The organism is Komagataeibacter sp. NFXK3 (assembly GCF_054182245.1).
The window spans coordinates 253,930-271,434 of record NZ_JAPIVJ010000004.1 but is presented as its reverse complement, the minus strand read 5'-3'; the positions used below and the strand labels follow the sequence as shown (position 1 = coordinate 271,434).

Sequence of the window (17,505 nt, the reverse complement as noted above, 5' to 3'; positions counted from 1 at the left end):
CATTTGCGGCAGTTTTGTTACGGTTAATACATACCTCCGCCGCATGTGGACCTGATCAGGGAGTGCATGCAGGTGAAAATCGGAACGGATCTGGTTACTTTCTACAATCCTGCTTTCTGGGGCGTAAGCACGGAGCCGGAAGTCACCAGTCTGGCCGCAAAAGATGGCCGCATGTTCTGGACCCGGATCTTTGACAGCCTGCATGATGCAGGCATAACGGGCATTGAACTGACTTTCCCGCCATTCGATCAGGCGGGTGCCGTTGCGGCATTCGGCTCCGAGGCCGCGCTGGCCCATGAACTGAAAACCCGGAACCTGCAAATCTGGTCCGCCTTTTTCGCGGCGCTGGACCGTATCCCCGTTCATGAATATGCCAATGCCGCGCCACGGATTGTGGCGCAGGTCGAGGCTGCTGCACGCTTTCTTGCGGCCATGGGGGGCACGGTGCTGGTAGCGGGGCTGCCCTGCCGCGCCACCTTCCTGGCCGAACCGCCTGCATTTGTGGACCTTCCCCTTGCCGCCCCCATTGCCAGCCTGCTCAACCGCATGGGGTTCGCGGCCGCCCGCCATGGCATTACGCTGGCGATCCATACGGAAGCCCACAGCGTTGCCTGCGCGCCGCGCGATGTGGACCTGTTCATGCTGCTGACCGATCCGCGTTATGTTTCGCTGTGCCCTGACCCGGCGCATATCATCCTTGAAGGGGGAAACCCGGCGGATGTGCTCGCCCGGCATGTCGGGCGCGTGGTGGCGACGCACTGGAAAGACGCAACCGGGGCCATGCCGGTCGATACCCCCGTCGGTAAAGACATTCATGCCCGGCACCGGGAGCATTTCTGTGAACTGGGCAATGGGCAGGCCGATTTTGGCCGGCTGGCGGCCCTGCTGGCCCATGCCCCGCTCCGGTGCGGTCCCATTCTGGAACTTGATGCCTGCCCCCATCCCGTGCCCGCGCTGCAGCGCGGCGTCACGTTCGTCAATCTCCTGGTTGGAAGGGATGTGGCATGAAAGGCCCCGGCATTTTTGCGGCTCAGTTCATCGGGCCCGACGCCCCTTTCAACACGCTGCCCGGCCTGGCTCGGTGGGCAGCGGGGCTTGGCTATAAAGCCCTTCAGTTGCCTACGTATATTGACCGTATTTTCAATCTTGAGCGGGCGGCGTCCAGCCAGGATTACTGTGATGAGATACAGGGCATGCTGGCAGGGCATGGTCTGGTCATCTCGGAACTGTCCACCCATATCCAGGGCCAGTGCGTTGCGGTCCATCCGGCCTATGATATCCAGTTCGACCGGTTCGCCCCGGCATCCGTGCGGGGCAACCCCACGGCGCGCACGCAATGGGCCATTACCCAGCTGACACAGGCCGCACGGGCTTCGGCACGGCTGGGGCTGAAGGCACATGCCACCTTCTCCGGCGCGCTGGCATGGCCGTATCTTTACCCCTGGCCGCCACGCGATGATGGCCTGATAGATCTTGCCTTTTCAGCCCTTGCCGCGCGCTGGCGACCGATTGTGGAAGCGTTTGATGAAGCCGGTGTCGACCTGTGTTTCGAACTGCACCCCGGTGAGGATCTGCATGACGGCACAAGCTTCGAGCGTTTTGCCGCATTGCTTGGCAATGCCCCGCGTTGCGCAATCCTGTACGATCCCAGCCATATGCTGCTTCAGCAGATGGATTACCTCGCCTTTATCGACCTGTACCATGACAGGATCGGCGCGTTTCACGTCAAGGATGCCGAGTTTCACCCAACCGGCAGGCAGGGCGTGTATGGCGGCTTTGCCGACTGGCGCGACAGGGCCGGACGGTTCCGCTCCCCCGGCGATGGGCAGATCGACTTCGGCGGCGTTTTTTCACGCCTGATCCAATATGGCTATGACGGCTGGGCGGTACTGGAATGGGAATGCTGCCTCAAGACCGCAGCACAGGGCACACGTGAAGGCGCGCCCTTCATACAACGCCACATGATCGAAATGACCACGCAGTCATTTGATGATTTTGCCGCAAGCGCCCTGTCGGATGACGAACGGCGGCGCTGTCTTGGCCTGTGAATTTCAGGAGAACGACATGAAAAAATGGCCCGTCGGCATGATCGGCGGCGCGCCCGGCTCCTTTATGGGAGACGTGCATCGCCGCGCGCTGGCCCTGACCGGACAGTTCTCGCTGGTTGCGGGGTGCCTGTCACGGCACGCGGGTCCGGCCCTAAAGGCAGGGCAGGCGCTGGGGCTGGACCCGGCGCGCACTTACACCGACTGGGCGCAGATGGCACGGGCCGAGGCGGCCCGGCCGGACGGCATCGCCCTTGCCATCATCGTCACCCCCAATGATATGCACCTGCCCATTGCCACCGCTTTTCTGGAAGCAGGCATTCCTGTCCTGTGCGAAAAACCGCTTGCGCTTACAGCAGGGCAGGCCCGGCATTTTGCCGAGCGTTTCATCGCGCAGGCGCGCAACATGGTCGTTGCCTATACCTATAGCGGTTACGCCATGGTACGTGAGGCGCGGCGGCTGGTGCACGATGGCGCCCTGGGCGCGCTAAGGAATATTCAGGTTGAATACCTGCAGGACTGGCTTGGCGATGCTGATGGCGATGGCGGCTGGCGTCTTGACCCGCGCACGGGCGGCGCGGGTGGCTGCCTGGGTGATATCGGGACGCATGCCTTCCATCTGGCGGAATTCGTATCCGGCCTGCGGTGCGAAGTGCTCTCGGCCCGGGTCTCACGCCTTGTACCCCGCCACGCCGTGCCGGATGATGCACAGGTGCAGTTGCGCTTTTCCAACAACGCAGTTGGCAGCCTGTGGGTCAGTCAGGTTGCAACCGGGTGCGGCAATGCACTGAGATTACGCCTGTTCGGGGAGAAAGCCGGACTGGAATGGCGCCAGGAACAGCCGGACAGCCTGGTCATTTCCACGGCGGATGGCCGCACGACCCATGTCGCGCGTGGGGGCAGCGCTGTCCAGACCCCCTCCCTGCTGCCGCGCGGCCACCTCGAAGGGTATGAGGAAGCCTTTGCCCGGCTTTATGCCGATACGGCCTTCCTGCTGGGTGGTCATGAAGCACCTCTCCTGCCCCGTCTGCCCGATGGGGTACGCGGGCAGGCGTTTATCGAAGCCGCACTGGAATCCGGCGCGCAGTACGGCGCATGGACCTCGCTGCAGGCATAGCCACACGGCCACGACCTCATTTTTGCACCATCAGGAACGGAATATGACCGGAACAGGATATGATGTCATTGTCGTGGGATCGGGGGCTGCTGGCGGCTTCGCGGCAAAGGAACTGACAGAACAGGGCTTGTCCGTACTCATGATCGAGGCCGGCCGTTCCCTTTCGGCCAGCGACATCAGGCCACCCGCCGGTAAAGGCGGGGGCGACAATGTGCAGTTGTTCCCCCGCATCAAGGCCACGCTTTCGGGCCAGCACATACAGTCCCGGGTGGCGTTCTTCAGCGAGACGCTGAAGCATCTCTTCGTCAATGACCGGCAGCACGGTTATACAACCCCGAAGGATGCCCCTTTCCTGTGGATCCGGGGGCGACAGACGGGCGGGCGGCTGCATGCGTTCGGGCGCGTGCTGTTCCGATGGTCCGATCATGACTTCAAAGGTGCAGCCCAGGGTAACGGGGGCGTGGACTGGCCCATATCGTACGCGGATCTCGCGCCGTGGTATGAAAAGGTGGAAACATTCCTCGGCATCCATGGCACCCGTGATGGCATTGAAACCGCGCCTGATGGCGTCATGGCCCAACCCACCCCCCTGACGCCAGAGGAACGCAGCTTCCGCAGCGCGGTGGAAACGCGCTGGCCGAACCGGCATGTGGTGCCCTGGCGTTTTAATCCGCATAATGGCGGCCCGCTGCCCAAATCCCTTAAAGCCGCGATGGCAACGGGAAAACTGACGATACAGTCAGATGCCGTGGCGCGCGAAGTCATGACGGATCCCGCATCGGGGCGCGCTACGGGGGTATGCTATGCCGATCGCAGGACGGGCGCGGTCTGCGTTGCCCATGCAAAAGCGGTGGTTGTCTGCGCATCGCCCATAGAAAGCGTGCGCCTGCTGCTGAATTCACGCACCCGCCTGCACCCCGATGGGCTGGGGAACAGTTTCGGCACGCTTGGGCAGTATTTCATGGACCAGTGCCCAAGCCTCATGTTTGGCCGCTGGCCTGCAAGCGGCCGGGAAGGCGCGGATACGCCCCTGCCCACCCATGCCCTGTTCGGCACGACAGGCGGCCTGTACGTTCCCCGTTACGAGAATGCCTGCGGGGCGCATGACCCCGCTTTCAGGCGCGGTTATACATTCCAGGGTTCCATAGGGCGCCATGCATCGGCAGGCGGCCCTGACGTGCCGGTTACGATCATGGGCTTTGGGGAAATGCTGCCTTACCGCACCAATGCCATTACCCTTGATCCGCGCCGGCGCGACAGGTGGGGGGTGCCCCTGCCCCATATCCGCTGCGTGCTCCATGCAAATGAGCGCGCCATGCTCCGCAAGCAGATCCGCGACTGCGCGGACATGATCGAGGCACGCGGCGGCCATGTCGATTTCTGGGCTTCCCCTCTGGGGCTGGGAGAGGGGGATGCGGGGCTCTATCCCGACAGGCCTTTTCCCATCCGCTGGTTCATACGCAAGATGTTTCCAAAAAGCATGACCATGGGGGCCGCCATCCATGAAAGCGGTGGCGCGCGGATGGGAAATGATCCCGCAACATCCGTGCTCAACCCCTTCTGTCAGGTATGGGACGTGCCCAACGTGTTCGTTACGGATGCTTCCAGTTTTCCTACCGGCGGCGCGCTGGGCACGACACTGACGGTCATGGCGGTCAGCATGCGGGCCTGCCACCATCTGGCCGCAGAACTTCGGGCCGGTCGCCTGTAACCGTTCATTCCAGCCGGGAGGGCAGCCATGTCATCCATAACCAGTGAAGTCTCCCTGCGCGAGAAAGTCGCTTATGGGTGCGGCGACCTTGCTTCCAACCTGATGTGGGGCATGACGTCGTCATACCTCATGTATTACTACACGGACATATATGGGCTGCCCGTAGCCGCCGTGGGCTGGATCCTGCTGGTGGCGCGCGTATTTGACGCCTTGTGTGATCCTGCCATCGGGTATGTCATCGATCGCCAGGGCGGGCGGATTGTTCCCCGGCTGATCCGTTCGCTGGCGCTTCCGTTCGGGGTTGCCGGGTTCATGTGCTTCCTGCCCCTGCCACTTTCCCCGGATGGGAAAATACTGTGGGCCTTGCTGACATATATTGTGCTGGGCGCCATCTATTCATGCATCAATACGCCTTATGGTGCACTGGGCACGATGATCACCCGCCAGGCGCATGGCCGGGTTGGCCTGAATGCCTTCAGGATGATGGGCTGCCAGAGTGGGCAGTTCATTGTATCGCTGTTTACGATTCCGGCCATTACGTGGCTTGGTGGTGGAACCGGCATGATGCAGCGCCAGCATGGCATGGCGCTGTATGCGCTGGGGCTTGCCATGGCCGCGACAATCCTGTGGCGCTATGTCGGCCGGTCCTGCATGACGCGTTACCCGCCGCCGCCCGCGCGCCACTCGCCTGTGGTGGTGCTGCGCGCACTGGCGCGGAACCGGTGCTGGTGGCTGTGCAATGCCCTTGTGTTCCTGCAGTTTTCCGGTCTGGCCGCGCTGTATGGTTTTGCGCTGTACTATGCCCGCGTCGTTCTTGGCGGCACCGAGGAAATGGGGGGCATCCTCCTGACCGTAGCCACCCTGATGGGGTTTGCCGGCGCCATCATATGTCCCCACGTCGTCCGCCGCCTTGGTGTTATCGGCGGCGCAACCGTGTGTGCGCTCATTCAGGTCATGGCATATCTGCTTGTGGCATCAGCAGGGGGCTCCCTGCCATTTTTCTTCGCGGCCTTCGCCATGCTGACGCTGGCGCAGGGTGTAACCTCCCCGCTATATTATGTGCTCCTGGCACATGGCATAGATGTCAGCAGGATGATGTCGCCCGTCAATACGGCAGGAATGGCGTGTTCGATCAATACTCTGGTTACAAAAATGTCCATGGGTGTGACGGGGTTCATCCTCGCCGCCTTTCTTGCTTATGGCCATTATGCAGGCGATGTTCATACCGTTTCACCCGGTCTGAAGCACTGGATCATGGCAGGCTTTGTCTGGCTTCCGCTCGGGGCGGTTGCCCTGCAAATCGTCTTTCTGGCTCTATGGCCGCGCCGTGGCACGGTGGCCTCAATGACAGAATGCTAGGGGCCGGACGGCATCCGGAAGATGACGGTCGCTGCGCGGCAGATGGCGGAGAAGAACGCATGGCATGAGCGGTACAGGGCCTTTGGGGCCGGTTCATGCAACCGTGCCGGACTTGCGTGACATGACCGGCACGCTGCGTAAACTGGCCACGGACGCAAGAACCATCATCAGCACTCAGGAGGCAATCATGCCGTTAATGCATTTTCATGTCATGAAAGGCGAGCGCACGCCCGCGGAACTGCGCGCCCTGCTCGATGCGGCGCATGATGCAATGCTCGAAGCCTTCAAGGTGCCCGCCCGTGACCGCTATCAACTGGTTACGGAACATGAGCCGACCCACATGATCCTTGAAGATACGGGACTGGACATTCCGCGCACGCCCAAAGTCGTGCTGCTGCAGGTGGTTTCGCGCCCACGTGGCAAGGAGTCGATGGAGGCGTTTTACAGGCTGCTGGCCGAGACCTTGCAGGCCCGCACGGGGCTGCTGCCGTCTGACCTCATGGTTTTGGTTGTTGAAAACAGGGATGAGCACTGGAGCTTCGGTCTCGGCCGTGCACAGTTCCTGACCGGCGAGCTGCCCCTGCCAGGCGCAAAAGCCTGACTGCCCTGGCCGGCCATTATCTTTTTGCCTGACGCATTTTGTCCCTGGCCCAACCCATGCGTCAGGATTTATGGCATGCTGGTGGTGTGTGCGGCTGTTTGTGGCGACCGGGCAGGGCGTGCGGCCTGCCTTGCCGGAGCCCGGGGCCGCATTGTGCCTGAAAGCGCACATCGTCCGGTAGTAAAAATGCACGGACACACGCATTGATTGCAGTCTTTCCGGTTCGTGGCGGTCATTGTGTCCTAGTTTACCATCTTTTTTAGGAAACAAATCCTGTTATGCAAGGACAGGCTTGCACGTAGCGGGAATTTATTCTTGCCGTCCCCTTCCAAAGGCAAAAATAAAAGCTGAAACGTCATGTTGGTTTCCTTCGTTTGGCGTTGACAGGGATATATTTTCAATATAATGGGATGAAAAATAGTATAAAATATACATATTAACATTATTTTGCGTCGATCAGGGTTATTGATGAATAATCACCATGTAATGGCATTCCGCTATTCGTCGGTGCGGGTCATTCTCAATGTAAATCCGTAAGAACCGCCGCCGCATGGCGGTTTTGTCCGCTCCTTCAATAGCCTGTCCAAGGCCCGCACGGTACAGTCGCGAATTTCCATGATCTGGCGTATTTTCAAATCTCCCTTCGTCTCGGGCTCGTTATTCGCCGTGCTGCTGGCGGTGGTATGCCTGACCTACCTCTCCCCCGACCTCCAGTTTTTCGTGGCGGCAGGTGGCGCGATCCTGTTCTTTCTTGTTCGCCGGCATGATGAACGCTGGTCGCGCTGTTTCCTCATGGTGCTGTCCATCGTGGTCTCCGGGCGCTATCTGGTGTGGCGCTTTACCTCCACGCTCGATCTCGATGGCGTGTTGCAGACAGTTCTGGTCCTGGCGCTGGCGATTGGCGAAATCTATACCACCTTGCGGGTGGGGTTCACGTATTTCCAGCTCGCCTGGCCCCTGCGGCGGCAGATACACCCCCTGCCGGAGGATGAAAGCAGCTGGCCGGTCATTGACGTGTTCGTGCCGACCTATAACGAGGACATGGCGATCGTCCGCACCACGGTGCTGGGCTGCCTGGGCATGGACTGGCCGGCAGGCAAGCTCAATGTCTATATCCTTGATGACGGGCGGCGGCGGTCTTTCCGTGATTTTGCCGAGCGGGCCGGGGTCGGCTACATCAACCGCGCGGAAAACGCCCATGCCAAGGCGGGCAACCTCAACCATGCCATCGGGGTGACCGGGGGCGACATCATCGCGATCTTCGACTGCGACCACGTGCCGGTACGCAGCTTCCTCAAAAAGACCGTGGGGTGGATGATCGCCGATCCCAACCTCGCGCTGTTGCAGACCCCGCATCACTTCTATTCCCCCGATCCGTTCCGCCGCAACATGAGCCGGGGCATGCAGGTGCCGCCCGAGAGCAACCTGTTCTACGGCCTGTTGCAAGATGGCAATGATTTCTGGAACGCCACCTTCTTCTGCGGTTCATGCGCCCTGCTGCGGCGCGAGGCCATTGAATCGATCAATGGCTTTGCCGTCGAGACCGTGACGGAAGATGCCCACACCGCCCTGCGCATGCAGCGCAGGGGGTGGGGCACGGCCTATCTGCGCGAGCCGCTGGCTGCGGGGCTCGAGACCGAAACCCTCCTGCTGCAGGTCGGGCAGCGCGTGCGCTGGGCGCGCGGCATGATCCAGATGCTGCGGCTCGACAACCCCATGTTGGGCCGTGGCCTGCGCCTGACGCAGCGCATCTGCTACATGGCGGCGTCGACGAACTACTTCTTCGCCATGCCGCGCATCATGTTCCTCATGGCCCCGCTGGCCTACCTGTTCCTGGGCGTGACCATGATCGCGGCCTCGCCGTATGAACTCGCGGTCTATGCCCTGCCGCACCTGTTCCATACCACCATGACCATGTCGCGCCTGCAGGGGCGGTGGCGCTATTCGTTCTGGAGCGAGATCTATGAATCCATGCTCGCCCCCTTCCTGGTGCGCATGACGTTCGTGACCCTGCTGGCGCCGCACAAGGGCACGTTCAACGTAACCGACAAGGGCGGCCTGCTGTACCGCGAGCGTTTTGACTGGCGCGCCGCCTATCCCGGCGTGATCATGGCCGTGGTGCTGGCGGTGGGGCTGGTGAGCGGCATCTGGGCTGCGATCGCCCATTATCATGAAACGGTCGTATTCCGCGCCATGGCGGTCAACTCGGTGTGGGTGCTGTTCAGCCTGGTCATCGTGCTCGGCGGTGTCGCGGCCGCGCGTGAAACCCGCCAGCGCCGCCGGAACCACCGCGTTGCGGCCAGCATTCCCCTGAGCGTATCCACGGGTGGCGCGCAGGCCACGACATGTCGCTCGGTGGATGTGTCGATGGGCGGCTGCCAGCTTGACATCCCGCCCACGCTGCCCCTTGCCGTGGGGGATGAGGTGCGCCTGCACGCCACCCTGGCCTCCGGCCCGATCACGCTGGGCGCAACCGTCCTTGCCCGGTGCGAGGGGCGGGTCCATGTCGCGTGGACCATACCCGACCTGGCCACCGAGGCGCAGGTCGTGGCCCTGGTGTTTGGCCGTGATGATGCCTGGTCGCAATGGTCCGACTTTCCGCCTGACAGGCCGCTGCACAGTCTTTACCTGCTGCTGGCCAGCATCTGCGCCCTGTTCCGCCCCTATCCGCGCGCTCAGGCGGACGCGCCTCCACCGCCCGCGCCGCCCCAGGTGGCAGACGAAAAACTGCCGCCCCGGCAACTGGTTGTCCCCCCCGCCCACGGGGATCGCACGGGTCATTCCGGCCTGCCGCTCGTGATGGTGGGCCTGCTGCTGTGCGGCATGGCAGGCCGCGCGCAGGCCGCCCCCATGCCGCCGGACATGGCGCCGGTAGAGGCTGCGGGCGAGTCCGTAACGGCGGTGGATGACGCGCACATGACCGTGCTCGATGTGGACCGGGTCTCGCACCAGCCGCTCACGCGCACGCGCAGCCTGGCCGAGATAGGGCAGCAGGACGACATGGTGCTGCGTGCCGACGCGCCGCTGCATGGGCTTGGTGTGCGGGTCGGGCGCGATGTCATCATCACGGGCGGCACGCTGGCCTTTTCGGGCACCGCGCATATGGGGCATGCGGCGGGGCGGCCTGCGGTGGCCGTCAGCGTCAACAATCAGGATGTGGGGGTGATCTGCCCGACAGCCGACGGGGCGTTTGCACCCGTCACCCTGCCGGTCAGCCCCTTTTTCTTTGATACGCATAACCGGATCAACTTCCGCCTGTTCATGCGCCCGGGCACCGGCAATGCTGGCGTTGCGGCCTGCGGGCCGGATGCCCGCGCCCCTGCGCCCGATACGGCGCGGATAAGCAATGCGGATGCGTCGATCACGATTTCCCCGCGTTCCACCCTTGCGCTGACCACGGTCAGCCTCGTGCCGCACCGGCTGCTCTCGGCGCTGCCCTATCCGGTGCTGGACCCCGATGCGGCACAGACGCCTGTTATCACCTTCGCCCTGCCCGATATGTCGGATCCGGCCCTGTTGCAGGCTGCGGGCATGGTGGCGTCATGGCTTGGCGTGCATGCGCAGGACCGCCAGATCAGCTTCAACGTGACGCCTGTCGTGCCCGCGCAGGGCAATGCGGTCATCATCGCGCCCAACCAGCCGGGGCCGTGGGGCGTGCTGCCGCCGGGGCCGGAACTCGCGGTCATGCCCAACCCGCATGATGGTTTCGGCACGATCCTTGTCGTGACCGGCCGCAGCATGGCCGAGGTCACGACAGCGACACGGGCGCTGGTGCTGGGCGCGGAACATGATGCGGCGGGGGCCTATGCCGCGGCGGCAGCCGTGCACCCTGCCGCCCGCCAGCCTTATGATGCGCCGGGCCTTGTGCGCACCGACCAGCCCGTAACCCTGCGCGAGTTGGTCTCGACGGCGGACCTGCGCACCCATGGCCTGACATCGGGCACGCTCACGGTGCCGCTGTCGCTGCCGCCAGACCTGCGCTCATGGCGGTCGCGGCCGTTCATGGCGCGGTTGCAGCTCAGCGCGCCGGAGGGCGGCGTGCTGGACCGGGCGAAATCCCATGTCAGCGTCATGCTCAACGGCACGTTCCTGCATGTCTATCCGCTGGTGCCCTGGTCGATCAATCCGTTCCGTACGGCGGGCGCGCCGGTGCAACATGACCTGGAACTGCCTGTATGGAAAATGGGGCAGCAGAACACGCTGCGGCTGTATTTCGATGTGTATCCCCGGCACATGACGCAGGCCGAGGCGGCCGCATCGTCCGATGTGGTTGAACTCGACCCGTCCTCCACCATCGATTTTTCCAAGTCGCGCCATTTCGCGGTGTTGCCTGATGTGGCGATGTTCGCTTCTTCGGCCTTTCCGTTTTCGCGCATGGCCGACCTGTCGGAAACGACCGTGCTGCTGCCGCCCCATCCCGCGCCTGACACGGTGGCCGCCTTTGTGGACATGATGGGCTTTGCAGGTGCGATCAATCGCTATCCCGCTACTGGCGTGAGCGTGCGGAGCACCGACATGCCGGTCGATGACACGATTACCGGCGATATCCTGGTCTTTTCCACGCTGGACGGGCTGGGCAACGGGCAGGCGGCGCTGGCGCAGGCCGGTTACGTGCGCCGCCCCTCGCTGCTGCGCCGCCTGCGCATGCGGGTGATGCACCCCGGCGTGGCCCCCCCTGTTTACAACCTTGCCGAAGGCGCGGTGGTGGCGGCGCAGTCGCCCTTTGTCGCGCACCGTTCGGTCGTGGCCGTGCTTGGTGGCGTGCCCGCCGCATTGCCCGCCATGGTGCGCGACCTGCGCGACCCGGCCACGATGCAGCGCTTTCAGGGCGATATGGTGATCCGCCACGGGGCGCGGCTCGATGATTACCGCACGGGCGGGATCTATACCGTGGGCAACATGCCCGCATGGATGCTGCCGGACTGGTATCTGGGTGGCCACCCGCTGCTGCTGTGCGGGCTGGGGGTTCTGGCCGCGCTGTGCGGCACCTCATGGGCCATGACGGTACTTGGCGCGCGCAGCAGGCGGCGCATCCTGAACGATGATCTGACGGGCGACCTGTGACCATGACCATGAATGACCGGGCTTCCGCATCCTGCCGCGCCCTGCTTCTGGCCCGGCGTGGCGTGGGGGCGGGGGCATGGGGCGGCATCGCCCTTGCCGGGCTGTTCAGCCTGTGCGCGCCCGCCTGGGCGCAGGCGCCCGTGCGCTATGCCGAGGGTATTCTCAACGCGCAGATAGAAGAAGGCGCGTTCTGGATCCATCATGGCGATGACGCCCATGCCCGGCACGCGCTCGAGCGCGCGCTGCGCATCGAGCCGGACAATCTGGAAGCCCGCTTCATGCTCGGGGCCGTGCAGGTGCATGAAAATGACATGGCGGGCGCGCGCGCCACCGTGCAGGCCCTGCAGGCCCAGGGCGGGGCGCAGGCGCAGGTTGATGCCCTGCAGGGCTGGATCGGGCAGGGGGCGGTTGACCCGGCGGCGCTGGCGCGGGCGCGGGCCCTGGCGGATGCGGGCAGGAATTTGCAGGCCACGCTGGCTTATCGCGGCATTTACCATGGCGGCCACCCGCTGCCGGAGGCCGAGCTGGAATATGACCGCGTGCTGTCCGGCTCGGTACTGGGCTATGGGGAGGCCACGCAACGCCTGCGCGCGCTGGGCAGCCTTTTGCCGCATGACCTAGAAATCCGCATGGCGCTGGCGCAGGCCCTGAGCTACCGCCCGGCCACCCGCATTGATGCGATCGAGGACATGCGCACGCTCGCGACTTCTCCCGCCACGCCGGATTTCATTCGTGACGAGGCGACGCAGTCATGGCGCAAGACGCTGGACTGGATGGGAACCGACCCGCAGGCCGCCCCCTATTACCGCGAATGGCTGGCGCTGCACCCTGATGATACGGAGATGGCCAGCCGCCTCAGCGCGCAGGAGGCCGCGCATGCGCTGGCCGAGCATCTGGCGCTGGTGGGGGCGGGCTATCACGCGCTGGCGCATGGGGAACTGGACCAGGCGGAAAGCGATTTCCATACCTCCATGCAGGGTACGACGCCCCGCCCCGAGGCGCTGGAGGGCCTTGGCCTCGTAGCCCAGCGCCGGGGTGACGTGAAGGCCGCGCGCGCCTTTCTGGAGCAGGCGCACGCCCTCGCCCCCACGAATGAAGGCATAAGCGCTGCCCTTGCCGGGCTGGATGCGCCGGGTGGTGACCCGCAGCTTGCGCGGCTGTGGGCGCTGGTGGCCCGCCACCAGTATGAGGAAGCATGGGCCATCCTGCCCGCCGTGGAGAAGGATCACGGCCGGATTGTCGATACCGTGCGGGTGCGGGCCATCATCGCACAGTCGCGCCACCAGCTTGCGCAGGCCGAGGCAGAATGGCGGGCCGTGTTGCAGATGGCGCCCGGTGACATGCCGGCCGCCGCCGCCCTGTCCGACGTGCTGATCGAGGAAGGTCGGCTGCATGAGGCTGAAGGCTGGGTCGCGCGTCTGCGGGCCGCGCATTACCCCGGCGGGACTACCCTTGAGGCCAGGCTGCTTGGCGCCATGGCCGAGATCGAGCCAGACCCTGCCAGGCGGGCCGTGCTGCTTGAGCAGGCGGTGCGTGACGCGCCCCGCAATGGCTGGCTGCGCCTGCATCTGGCCCAGCTATGGCTGGCGCAGGGGCAGGCCACGCGCGCGCGCGGGCTGATGACGCCGCTGTGCAACCCGGCCCCGGCAACCGATGAGGACCTGCAGGCCTGCTTCAGCTTCGCCCTGCTGGATCAGGATATGCCGCGCGCCGATGCGCTGCTCGCCCGCCTGCCGCGTGCGGACATTACCCCGGCCATGGCCGATGGCGTGGCGCAGGTCAGGCTGTGGCACCAGATCCGCACGCTCCCCGCCGATGACGGGCAGGCCATCGCATTGCTTGAAGCCATGCCCGTCCTGCCCGACCCGGAGGGCACGCAGGCGCGGCTGGTGGTGGATGCGCTGCTCAGGCGCCACGCGCCCGTGGCGACGGCTGCTGGCGTGCTGCACCGCGCCCTTGCGGGCAGTGCGGGGCATGTGAGCGTGAACCAGAGCCTGTCCTATGCCGGGCTGTTCATGCAGATGGATGACCCCGTGGCCGCGCAGCGCGTGCTCGACGGGCTGCCCATCATGCAGGGCGGGCATCTTACGCCCACGCAGGCCCGCGACCTGCGCGACATGCAGCGTAGTCTTGCGATTGCGCAGGCGGACCGCGATGATCTTGATGGCCACCCCGATGCCGCCCGCCGCCTGCTCGACCTGCTGCTGGCGCAGAACCCGAACGATGCCGACCTGCTTCTGGCGCGCGGGCGTGTCGATTCCGCCCGCAGGCTGCCCGGCGAGGCCGTGGCCTATGACCGCAGGGCGCTGGCCCAGCGCCCAGATGACAGGATGGCCCAGGCCGCGCTTGCGCGTGACAGCCTGGCCAGCGGGAATGAACAGGCGGCGCGTGACATGGCCCGCACCCTGCAGGCCATCCACCCGCAATGGGGCGATACGTGGGAGATCCAGGCCGAGATCGATGGCCTGACCGGCCACGACCGCCGCCGCCTGCATGACGTGCAGCGCGCCCGTGCGCTCGACTGCACGCCCCGGGTTGATGAGGATGATACCACCGGCCACGGCACGCGCATTGATGCAGGCTGCGCGCGCCAGCGCGCGCGGGCGGCGGATGAATGGCCTGATATCAGCACGAATTTCGTGCCCGGCATGGGCGCAGGCATGCCGGAGGTCTATCATTACGACCCGCATCTGACACCCGTGCAGGCGCTGGACCGGCAGGCTGGCTACCTGTCGCGCGCGCTGGGGCCGCAGGCGGATGGCAACCTCGAGATCCGCGACCGTTCGGGCCAGCCGGGGCTGGGCCACATGACGGTCGTCAATATTCCCATGACCGCCGTCCTGCCGTTCTCGTCCACGCAGCACCAGCTTGCCTTCTCGGTCATGCCCAGCGTGCTCATGTCGGGCGATCCGCTGGCCTCGAGCGCCACCGCGCAACAATATGGCAGTGTCGCGGCCAATGGCGTGCGGCCGGGCTTTCACGTGCCTGCCGCCGTGGCGGGAGTGGCGCTGTCGGCGCATTACCAGTGGCGGTGGCTGGCGGCCGATGTCGGCTCGACGCCGCTGGGCTTTACCACCACCAACGTGCTGGGCGGCATCGAGCTTACGCCACACCTGACCCACAACCTGACCCTGCGCCTGACCGGCGAGCGCCGCGCGGTGACCGACAGCCTGCTGTCCTATTCCGGCGCGCGCGACCCCGGCACCGGGCAGGTCTGGGGCGGGGTGACGCGCAACCGCGGGCATGGCCAGCTGGAATGGGCGCAGCCGGGCTACAACCTGTATGCAGGCGGTGGCTACGCGGTGATGCAGGGCACGCACACGGTAGCCAACCACGAGAGCGAGGCGGGTGCCGGCGGGTCCGCCCTTGTCTGGCACCGCAACGACGCCCATCACGTGCGGCTGGGGCTGGACCTCGTGTATTTTGGCTATAAGCGCAACACGTATTTCTTCACCTGGGGGCAGGGGGGCTACTTCTCGCCGCATGCATTCATGGCCGCGCTGGTGCCGCTGACCTATGACGGGCATGCAGGAAGGTGGACCTGGATGTTCAAGGGCGAGGCGGGCTACCAGCACTACACCGAGCATGCCACGGCGATGTTCCCCATGGGGGAAGGCGGAATGGCGGCGCGCGAGCAATATGCGGGCCAGTCCACCGGAGGGCTTGCGGGCAACGTGCTGGCGCGGGCGGTCTATCAGCTGACCCCCTCCCTGCGGCTGGGGGCGGAAGGGGGCTATTCGCGTTCAGGCAGCTGGGATGAGGTGCATGGCATGCTCATGCTGCATTACGCGCCGGGGTAACGGGCAGGCAGAAGGGTTTCCGGGGTTGCCATGCCTGAAGCCCGGTTCAGGTAGGCTCGTGCTCAATGGCGAGGATTTCGTGGTGCATGCGCCTGTAGGATGCTGAAGACCTGAGGCGCGACAGTCTCGTGCGTTCGGCACCCGGTCTGGGCGCCTGCCGGGCGGTGGTCTCGCTGGACAGGAGGAGGCGCTGGTCAGTTGTGGAAAAGACACCGCCAAAGCGCGCCCAGGCCTGCCGCCAGATGCTGGCGTGTTCCGCGTCTGGCTGTGCGGCAGGGCTGATCAGGTGCGCCGCCAGCCTGCGGGCCGCCCGGCGGTGGCGCGCCCTGCGGGCACCGGAGCGGACGGCGCGCGCGATACCGGCCGGATCGTGAGGGAGGCTGGCAACCGCATCCTCGATGATGCGGTCAAGCCGGATGCCCTTGCCGTCATCCAGAACGGCGACATCGATCGTGTAGGCCCCCCTGCCGCCAGTCTGGCGGAAATAGATATGGATGTTCTCCGCGCTCCACTGGATGGCGTTGTCGATGATCTCGCACAGGGCGGATGTGATGGATGAATATCCCTGGTCGCGCAGGCTGCGGATCAGGGTCTGCCCGAAGAACATGGGCACTTTCGCCCCATCCTTGAGCACGCGGTTCATTACGGCCCTGCCGCCGCGCGGGGCGCCGTCCCCCCATGTGGCGACATCCGCCGTGGTCTGGATATCGGTTTCGACCGGCTCGATACCGTTGGTTCCTGCTTGTTCATCGGCCATGTGTTTTTTCCATGCTGTTGGCCGTCGCTGTAACGGCCTCATGACAACCATCAAGGAGATGGGCGGGCATGATCGTTACAGGCGCACAGGAAAATTCTGATGGCGGGAAAGGCAGCGCCTTCCTCCCGCATGCGGGAGGCTGGGGGCCATCCACGTTTGCGAAAACCGGAAAAAGGCGATGGCCTTGCTGCAGGCATGATTATGGAAAGCGGCACGGGGGCGCGAACCTCTGCGGAAAAATCAGGGACTGGCGTCGTATCGCAGGTGCTATGACCGCCGTGCCCGTACTGTCTTTGTCCGCTACCCGCCCCGCAGCGAGCGTTATCTTGTGGTTGCCGTAAAGAGACCTGGATCCCGCGGCTAGAGCTTCTGCCGCATTTCCGTACGGATCTGGTTGCACTGCTTGGTAAAGACGCTGGCCTGGGATGCGGTCATGAAATTGATGATGAAAGCCCCGATCAGCGAACAGAATGACAGGCCGATCACGAATTTTCCGGTCACGCTGATGCTGGCATCGTAATATTCCGCTGAATACCACAGCAGGAAAAGGCTGAGTGCCGCGCCAATAAACCCAAGGATGCCGGTGGAATGGATAAGGGAATCTTCCTCGCTGCTGAACGATGAGGATTCCTTCCACAGCAGGTAAAGCTTCTGGTTCATTTCATCGACCTGGCAGTCATGCTCGAGCTGGGCAGCGGAGGTCACCTTTCCCGGTGCCGAGCGGTGCATGTCGAGTTCCTGCTGGGCCTTGGCAAAGACGCGCCGACGTTCCTTTATGGCGGGCAGGCTGATATCCACAAAGCTGAGAATAGCTACATTCAGGCCCGCCGATAACTGCACGACGGCCTGAAAATCACCCCACGTCTGACTCACGCGGCCTCTCCCTTATCCTCACATGCCTGTTATCACGATAGCGCAGGAACGCGTGATGCAGCAGATTATAAAAATGAACGGCAGGGCTGCATTCGCGCCCGTTATGCCGCCTGAAGGCGGGGGCACCGGGCCGTGCCTTTTGGCCCGGAAGGGAAGGGAAGGGTGGGCAGGCATGTAT

The 17,505-nt window shown here is 64.3% G+C and carries 10 protein-coding genes; 8 read left to right on the top strand and 2 right to left on the bottom strand.

The genetic code is table 11. From position 1 onward, the window contains the following. Positions 1-66 precede the first annotated feature (66 nt). The 8 genes from OQZ28_RS06735 (at position 67) to OQZ28_RS06700 (ending at position 15,697) form a co-directional block, all read left to right on the top strand. Positions 67-1,008, top strand: coding sequence for a sugar phosphate isomerase/epimerase family protein (locus OQZ28_RS06735; protein WP_458135561.1), 942 nt, complete (start codon positions 67-69; stop codon positions 1,006-1,008). Beyond that, positions 1,005-2,048, top strand: a complete 1,044-nt coding sequence (locus OQZ28_RS06730) for a sugar phosphate isomerase/epimerase family protein (protein WP_458135560.1) — start codon at positions 1,005-1,007, stop codon at positions 2,046-2,048. Before OQZ28_RS06735 ends, OQZ28_RS06730 begins: the two co-directional genes overlap by 4 nt. 16 nt (positions 2,049-2,064) lie before the next feature. Then, a complete protein-coding gene (locus tag OQZ28_RS06725; RefSeq protein WP_458135559.1) occupies positions 2,065-3,162 on the top strand; it encodes a Gfo/Idh/MocA family protein in 1,098 nt (365 codons plus the stop codon). A 43-nt stretch (positions 3,163-3,205) separates the two neighbouring features. Beyond that, positions 3,206-4,873 (top strand): GMC oxidoreductase, encoded by a 1,668-nt coding sequence (locus OQZ28_RS06720; protein WP_458135558.1) that lies wholly within the window; start codon positions 3,206-3,208, stop codon positions 4,871-4,873. Between the two features lie 27 nt (positions 4,874-4,900). Next, positions 4,901-6,232: an MFS transporter gene (locus tag OQZ28_RS06715; protein WP_458135557.1), complete on the top strand. Its 1,332-nt coding sequence runs from the start codon at positions 4,901-4,903 to the stop codon at positions 6,230-6,232. A 187-nt stretch (positions 6,233-6,419) separates the two neighbouring features. Then, on the top strand, positions 6,420-6,833 hold the full coding sequence (locus tag OQZ28_RS06710; protein WP_458135583.1) for a tautomerase family protein: 414 nt from the start codon (positions 6,420-6,422) through the stop codon (positions 6,831-6,833). Positions 6,834-7,448: 615 nt separating this feature from the next. Beyond that, entirely contained in the window at positions 7,449-11,897 is a 4,449-nt protein-coding gene (bcsA, locus tag OQZ28_RS06705) for a UDP-forming cellulose synthase catalytic subunit (RefSeq protein WP_458135556.1), read from the top strand. A gap of 2 nt (positions 11,898-11,899) precedes the next feature. After that, positions 11,900-15,697, top strand: coding sequence for a cellulose synthase subunit BcsC-related outer membrane protein (locus OQZ28_RS06700; protein WP_458135555.1), 3,798 nt, complete (start codon positions 11,900-11,902; stop codon positions 15,695-15,697). Between the two features lie 46 nt (positions 15,698-15,743). On the opposite strand, the gene OQZ28_RS06695 is transcribed toward OQZ28_RS06700, so the two are convergent. Both OQZ28_RS06695 and OQZ28_RS06690 read right to left on the bottom strand, forming a co-directional pair. Continuing rightward, complete coding sequence (locus tag OQZ28_RS06695) at positions 15,744-16,454, bottom strand: ATP-binding protein (protein WP_458135554.1); 711 nt, start codon at positions 16,452-16,454, stop codon at positions 15,744-15,746. 360 nt (positions 16,455-16,814) lie between these two features. Then, complete coding sequence (locus OQZ28_RS06690; protein ID WP_130731589.1) at positions 16,815-17,327, bottom strand: hypothetical protein; 513 nt, start codon at positions 17,325-17,327, stop codon at positions 16,815-16,817. Positions 17,328-17,505: the final 178 nt, after the last annotated feature.